The sequence below is a fragment of the Candidatus Angelobacter sp. genome (assembly GCA_035607015.1).
In the GTDB taxonomy this organism is placed as follows: Bacteria; Verrucomicrobiota; Verrucomicrobiia; order Limisphaerales; family AV2; genus AV2.
In genome coordinates this window covers 1-5,000 of record DATNDF010000324.1, presented here as the reverse complement: position 1 = coordinate 5,000, position 5,000 = coordinate 1, and the positions used below count along the sequence as shown (strand labels likewise).

Here is a 5,000-nt window from a genome sequence, read left to right as displayed (position 1 = left end):
AAGTCGCGGCCGGACGTTGTTTCTGCGGGCATCCGGCTCGCGGACGGCAGGGACTTTGCCCTTAGCGGTCCGGTGACAAAACTGCCCGCCGGAGAACCGCTGCCGAACGCCCGTTTTGAAGGTCAGGAGCTGGTGGTGGCTCGAAGTATCACGCTTGATCGCGAACACCTGGGCACGCTTTACGTGCGCGCGAATTTCCAGGCCACGTATCGCGATCTGGTCCAGCTCTACACGTCCGTGCTGGTGGCGGTGCTGGGCCTGTCCCTCGCCCTCGCCGCACTCGTTTCGACGCGGCTCCAACGCCTGATCTCCGGGCCGATCCTGCGCCTGGCGGAAACCGCCCGCGTCATCGCTGAAAAAAATGATTACTCGGTGCGCGCCAGCGACACCTGCGGCGGCGAGTTGGGACTGTTCACGAAGGCTTTTAACCAGATGCTTGCGCAGATCGAATCTCAGAACGCGGCGATCCGCGAATCGGAGGCCCGCTACCGGTTGCTTTTTCAGAGCAGTCCGATGCCCAAATGGGTCCACGACGTCGAGACCCTCGCCTTCCTCGCCGTGAATGACGCGGCGGTGGAGACTTACGGATATTCGGAAGCCGAGTTCCTGTCGAAGACCATTGCCGAAATACATCGACCGGAGGATTTGTCCCGCTTGAGGGACGAGATTGTCAAACCGCACTCCGAACTGGCGCGAAGCAGCGGGTGGAAGCATCAGCGGAAGGACGGGGTGATGATGGACGTCGAGATCACCTCCCATCCGATTGTCTTTCGTGACCGGCCCGCTCAACTGGTCCTGGCCATTGACGTGACGGAACGCAACCGGAGCGAGGCGGAAAAGGCCAGGCTGGAGGCGCAATTGCGGCAGGCGCAAAAGATGGAGGCGATCGGCACGCTGGCAGGGGGCATTGCGCATGACTTCAACAACATCCTGGGCGCCATCGTCGGCTACACCGAGCTGGTCAAAACAGACGCCGCCGGGAACGAACAAGTGTTGCAGCACATGGAGGAGGTGTCCCGGGCGAGCAAGCGCGCCACGGATTTGGTGCGGCAGATCCTCTCGTTCAGCCGCCAGGATGAACAGGAGCGCCAGCCGGTCCAGCTTCGACCCATCATCAAGGAAGCGCTCAAACTGCTGCGCGCCACGCTGCCCTCGTCGATTGAAATCCGCTCCGACCTCGATCCGGCCGCGCCCACGGTGCTGGCGGACCCAACACAAATCCACCAGATCATGATGAATCTCGGCACGAACGCCTGGCACGCCATGCTGGAACGTCCGGGCACCTTGCACGCCAAACTGGTGGCGTGTGACGTGGACGCGGACTTTGCGAAGCTCCACGCGGAGCTGCGCGTGGGATCCTACGTGCGGCTATCAGTGAGCGACACCGGCCACGGAATGGACAGTGCCACCCTGGGGCGCATATTCGAGCCGTTTTTCACCACCAAAGCGCCCGGCAAAGGCACGGGTCTTGGCCTGGCGATGGTGCATGGGATCATGAAGGGCCACGACGGGGCCATCACGGTTTACAGCCAGCCCGGCGAGGGCACGACGTTCCATTTGTATTTTCCCGCTTTGCAAAGCGCATCGGCCGATACCGAGTCGCTGGCGCGTCCCATCCCGCGGGGGCATGGCGAACACGTCCTCTTCGTGGATGACGAGGCGCCGCTGGCCCGTTGGGGCCGGGAGACGCTGGAACGGCTGGGCTACCGGGTGACGACCCATACGAACGCGCTGGAAGCCATCGCCGCCGTGCGCGGCGAGCCGGGCCAATTCGACCTGGTGGTGACCGATTTGACCATGCCGGTCATGAACGGCCTGAACCTGGGCCGGCGCCTGTTGGAAATCCGCTCCGGCCTGCCGATCGTTTTGACCACCGGCTACAGCGCAACTTTGACCGAAGAGAGCGTCCGCAAGCTCGGCATCCGTGAATTACTGTTCAAACCCAACACCGCACAAACCCTGGGCGAGGCGATTGATCGGGTCCTCGCCCAAAATCACCGAGGATAAAACCATGCATCGGATTCTACTGGTGGACGACGACGAGTCGTTCCGAAAAATGTTACATGTCACGCTGGAACGCGACGGTTATGACGTCGTGGATGCTCGCGACGGCAACGAGGCGTTGAGACAGTTTCGTTCGCAACCGCCGGATCTGGTCGTCACGGATCTGATCATGCCCGACAAGGAAGGGCTGGAGACCATCATCGAACTGCGGGCATCGCAACCGGAAATAAAGATCATCGCCATGTCGGGCGGCAGTCGGAACAGTCCCGGCGACTACCTCAAAGTGGCCCGGCAACTGGGCGCGGCGCGGATCCTTTCGAAACCGTTTTTCGTCGGGGAGCTGTTGGATGCAATCAAACTGGTCCTCAGCTCGAATCCCGCGAAAGAACCCGTGTCATGATTTTCAGGCGGGACGATTCAAATTGGAATCAGAAAGCGCGCCCGCCTCGGGCGCTGGCAACGGCGTCCTCGCCGTTGCGTTCTGTCGCGGGCACGCGCCGCCGGCGGCGGCCGGACCTCAACGAGTGAAGATGTCTAGTTTGAATGTGCCGGGGTGAAATGCGCAGATGCCGTGGTGACGGCAGTTGCAGAAACATTCGCGGATTTCTTCGCGACATGACGGCCGGTCACTGTCAATCGGGCGCGTTCCTCCTCGTCGAATCGTGCGGCTTCATTCTGAAGTGTCAAAGTCACGAGGAACAAACCGAGAAAAACGGCGCCGACCGGCATTGCCACGGTCCAGCCCGGTGGAACTTCGGCGTAGCCAAACGTAACGACGCTCCCGACGGCAAACGCCGCCAGGGAAACGGCCAACATCACTTTCGGTATTCTGGTCATGGTTCAACAGGCTTCCATTGATGATTCATTCATCAAGGTGACCCAGCATCGTCCCGGCCCCGTTCCGCCGGCTGCGTTGAAATTGGCGAACACGCAACATTTCTTGCGGCCGAAACCCGAACCGGCCGGCAGGCAGGACGCCAGGATTCAATAACCAGCGAACCGACGAAGCGGTGCGCCCAGAGTTTTCGGCGGACCCGCGGTCGCGCCTGCAGACACAAGGTTGTCATCCAATCAATCATGGGGTGATTGCCTTCGATGAATTCCGGTCTTCACCCGGCTACTCAATCGAACCGGAGTCGCTACCTTGACGCGAATCGTTTGCGGCAATCGTGCGGCAGGCGGTCTGCAATCAATGAACAAAAAATAAAACCGGAAAGAGACAGTATGAAAATATCAGGATCAAGATTATTCAAGCTGGCCGGCATCGGTGTGCTGGCGGGCATTGTCGGCGGGGTCCTGGGCCAGGAGCTGAGGGCGCAGAGTCTGATTCTCGGCCAACCCACGCCACCCAGCAGCGTCAGTTACAGCGGCCAGGCAACGGTTGTGAATCTCGGCAACATTCACAATTTTCCGAGCCCGATTGTGATTTGCGACACCGGACCGCTTCCCGCCTCCGGCGGCACCCTGGAGTCCACCGTGCTGGACACGAATGTCAACAATGGCGCGCTGACGTTTGACACGGCAGACGCGATCAGCACCGGGGACGGCCCGGAAGCGCAGTCGTCCTGTGCGGTCAACAACTTCGACCTCGTCATGATGGCTGCCGATGGAACAATGACCACGCTTCACGCGGACTTCATCGCGTCGGAGGCGACCACGACCTGCAAACAAAACGGCCACGTCAGCGTAAACGCAAGCGTGGATATCGAGGGCCTCGTGGTGAACGGCCAGAAGATCAATGTCAACGGCCGGCCCAACCAGATCCTGCCCATTCCTGACGGCCAGATCATCATCAATCAACAGACCAGTTCAGTGAGCGGGAGCAGCGGGGAGATGACGGTTGTGGCGCTGCAGATCCAGATGACCAACTGCCTGAGCGGTCCGGTTTGCTCGTCCCACGCTGACATCTCCTGCGTCGGCGGCCCGCCTCCGCCCCCGAGTGAATGCGGCAAGCTGACGGGCGGCGGCTGGATTGTCGGCACACCGTCGGGCGCGAAGGGCACGTTCGCCGTCAGCGGCGGCATCCGCCGCGGCGAGTTCTGGGGTCACCTCAACTACATCGACCATGACACCGGCATGCACGTCACGTCCACGGCTGTCACCGGATTCATGACCGACCCGAACGACTCCGATTGCCGGGACATCACCTACAATGTCTCGATTGATGGTGTTCCGGGCACCGCTTATGTCGTCGCATGCGACAAGGGCGAGCCGGGCATCAATGATACCTTCAGCATCACCCTGTCGAACGGTTACTCCGCCCGCGGCGATCTGGGCGGCGCGCAGCCGGGCGGTGGGAACATTCAGTTGCACAAATGCCCTCCCGGTTGGGTGAAATGATTGCCCGGGCAACGTGAATTGTGACGACTCAACCGCCGGGCGTGAAGGTTCGATCTTTGCGCCCGGCGTTCGCGCCTTCCAGAATTCGGGAAACAAACCGGGTTCCGTTGCCTATCTGGCAAGGTGCGCCAGGGCCGGGGCCGCTGCCGTGACGGTGAGGAACATGAGGAACAGCGAGATCAGCACCACTGAATTGAGGAGGAAGGCCCCGAGGCCAACGGCGGCCCGGCGATAACGAGGCCACTGGCTGGAGCGCCACTCCAGCAGCAGAAGCACGAACATGACCGCGCCGAAAATGAAAATGCCGTCCTCCTTGAAGAGGAGTGTCGCCAGAATGTTCGAGTGGGTGACTTTCCAAAACAAGCCGGGGCCGGGAAGGCCCGCATCCAGGCAGATTCGTTGAAGCTTCGGCACCACAAACACGGCGGAAAGCATCCAGAGTCCGACCGCGGGCACCAGGAAAGCCACGGCTTTGAGGTAGGTCGCCCAGCGGGGTTCGAGGTTGGGGCAGGGTGTGTTCATGGTGGTCGTGACGTGACTCGACTTTTTCAGGCCGGGTGATGTGTTAGTCTGGGCCGCAAGAAAGGACCAGACAATGAAGGGCAAGCATTGTACGACGGAGGAGAAGATTCGGATATTGCGAGAGGCCGATCACG

Annotated in this window: 5 protein-coding genes; 3 read left to right on the top strand and 2 right to left on the bottom strand. The window is 61.0% G+C overall.

Going from position 1 to position 5,000, the window contains the following annotated elements:
• Both VN887_13005 and VN887_13000 read left to right on the top strand, forming a co-directional pair.
• Positions 1–2,007 (top strand): ATP-binding protein (locus VN887_13005; GenBank protein ID HXT40925.1); only part of this gene is annotated, 2,007 nt, incomplete at its 5' end.
• Between the two features lie 4 nt (positions 2,008–2,011).
• The gene (locus VN887_13000; protein ID HXT40924.1) at positions 2,012–2,404 is read left to right on the top strand and encodes a response regulator; all 393 of its coding nucleotides are present in this window, start codon (positions 2,012–2,014) and stop codon (positions 2,402–2,404) included.
• Positions 2,405–2,538: 134 nt separating this feature from the next.
• On the opposite strand, the gene VN887_12995 is transcribed toward VN887_13000, so the two are convergent.
• Positions 2,539–2,841 carry a hypothetical protein gene (locus tag VN887_12995; protein HXT40923.1) on the bottom strand — a complete coding sequence of 101 codons (303 nt, stop codon included), beginning with the start codon at positions 2,839–2,841 and terminating at the stop codon, positions 2,539–2,541.
• Between the two features lie 387 nt (positions 2,842–3,228).
• On the opposite strand from VN887_12995, the gene VN887_12990 reads away from it, so the two are divergent.
• Complete coding sequence (locus tag VN887_12990) at positions 3,229–4,344, top strand: choice-of-anchor P family protein (GenBank protein HXT40922.1); 1,116 nt, start codon at positions 3,229–3,231, stop codon at positions 4,342–4,344.
• A gap of 111 nt (positions 4,345–4,455) precedes the next feature.
• On the opposite strand, the gene VN887_12985 is transcribed toward VN887_12990, so the two are convergent.
• Positions 4,456–4,866: a hypothetical protein gene (locus VN887_12985; GenBank protein HXT40921.1), complete on the bottom strand. Its 411-nt coding sequence runs from the start codon at positions 4,864–4,866 to the stop codon at positions 4,456–4,458.
• Between the last annotated feature and the right edge of the window lie 134 nt (positions 4,867–5,000).

Bases quoted from the DNA above. Each gene is read 5' to 3' on its own strand.
- VN887_12995 (HXT40923.1), bottom strand. From the start codon at position 2,841: ATGACCAGAATACCGAAAGTGATGTTGGCCGTTTCCCTGGCGGCGTTT.
- VN887_12985 (HXT40921.1), bottom strand. From the start codon at position 4,866: ATGAACACACCCTGCCCCAACCTCGAACCCCGCTGGGCGACCTACCTC.
- VN887_13000 (HXT40924.1), top strand. From the start codon at position 2,012: ATGCATCGGATTCTACTGGTGGACGACGACGAGTCGTTCCGAAAAATG.
- VN887_12990 (HXT40922.1), top strand. From the start codon at position 3,229: ATGAAAATATCAGGATCAAGATTATTCAAGCTGGCCGGCATCGGTGTG.